This window comes from Micromonospora sp. NPDC050795 (assembly GCF_044456785.1).
Classification (GTDB): domain Bacteria; phylum Actinomycetota; class Actinomycetes; order Mycobacteriales; family Micromonosporaceae; genus Micromonospora.
Genome location: NZ_JBITGE010000106.1, coordinates 1 through 1,629 on the forward strand (window position 1 = coordinate 1; position 1,629 = coordinate 1,629).

Here is a 1,629-nt window from a genome sequence, read left to right on the forward strand (position 1 = left end):
GGTCCTCGCGGTTGGCGGCTCTCGGCTGTGCTGAGGCAGTAACGGTCGACAGCCGCGCCGCGGCGGCGATGCCCGCCGATGTCGTGGTTGGGGTGGCGGCTGGTGGCATGGTTGGGGTGGGGAGGCGCCAGGGGGCGCCGGGGCCGGGGCCGGTCAGGGCGGTAGGACCGGTCAGGGCGGTGGCGGTGTTCCCTGCGGGGACGGGTCCGGCAGGGACGGCTGTTGCGGGTTGCAGCCGCCATTTGTTGTCGGGGAGTGTGGTCGGGTTGTGGTGCAGGCCGTGCGCGGCCAACGCGGTGACCAACGCCGGATCCGGCGCCGCCGCCCGCCCCCCGCCGGCCGAGGCGTCCCGTAGTGACCTCACCAGTTGGCCGATGGGAACAGGGACGCTATGACCGGGCAGCATCACTGTGGTGTTCCGCGTGATGCGGGTGCCTGCCGGCAGACGGTTCAACGCCTGCGCATAGTCCTGATCGGGCCAGATGATTCTGTCGCCGCTGGGTAGCAGCCGCCATTTGCCGTCGGGGAGCGCGGTCGGGTTGTGGTGCAGGCCGTGCGCGGCCAACGCGGTGACCAACGCCGGATCCGGCGCCGCCACCCGCCCCCCGGTGGCCGCGGTGTCCCGCAGTCTTTTCACCAGTGAGCCGATGGGAACAGGGACGGTATGACCGGGCAGCGTCACTGTGGTGTTGCCCGTGATGCGGGTGCCTACCGGCAGGCGGTTCAACGCCTGCGCATAGTCCTGATCGGTCCAGGTGATTCTGGCGCCGCTGGGTAGCAGCCGCCATTTGCCGTCGGGGAGCGCGGTCGGGTTGCGGTGCAGGCCGTGCGCGGCCAACCCGGCGACCAACACCGGATCCGGCGTTGCCGCCCGCCCCCCGTTGGCCGCGGTGGTCCGCAGTGAGTTCACCAGTGGGCCGATGGGAACAGGGACGGTATGACCAGGCAGCATCACTGTGGTGTTCTGCGTGATGGGGGTGCCTACCGGCAGGTTGTTCAACGCCTGGGCATAGTCCTGATCGGGCCAGGTGATTCTGGCGCCGCTGGGTTGCAGCCGCCATTTGCCGTCGGGGAGCGTGGTTGGGTTGTGGTGCAGGTCGTGCGCGGCCAACGCGGCGATCAACGCCGGATCCGGCGCCGCCGCCCGCCCCCCGCCGGCCGAGGCGTCCCGTAGTGACCTCACCAGTTGGCCGATGGGAACAGGGGCGCTATGACCGGGCAGCGTCACTGTGGTGTCGTTTGTGAGGGGGGTGCCTACCGGCAGGCGGTTCAACGCCTGCGCATAGTCCTGATCGGGCCAGGTGATTCTGGCGCCGCTGGGTAGCAGCCGCCATCTGCCGTCGGGAAGCGCGGTCGGGTTGTGGTGCAGGCCGTGCGCGGCCAACGCGGAAACCAACGCCGGATCCGGCGCCGCCACCCGCCCCCCGTGGGCCGCGATGCTCCGCAGTCTGCTCACCAGTTGGCCGATGGGAACAGGGACGGTACGACCGGGCAGCATCACTGTGGTGTTCTGCGTGATGCGGGTGCCTACCGACAGGCGGTTCAACGCCTGGGCATAGTCCTGATCGGGCCAGCTGATTTTGGCGCCGCTGGGTAGCAGCCGCCATTTGCCGTCGGGGAGCGCGGTCG

Annotated in this window: 1 protein-coding gene; it reads right to left on the reverse strand. The window is 70.2% G+C overall.

Annotation, left to right across the window (positions count from 1 at the left end; all coding sequences use genetic code 11):
- On the reverse strand, positions 1-1,629 hold a 1,629-nt coding region (locus ACIBEF_RS32385; RefSeq protein WP_396797225.1), incomplete at both ends, for a hypothetical protein.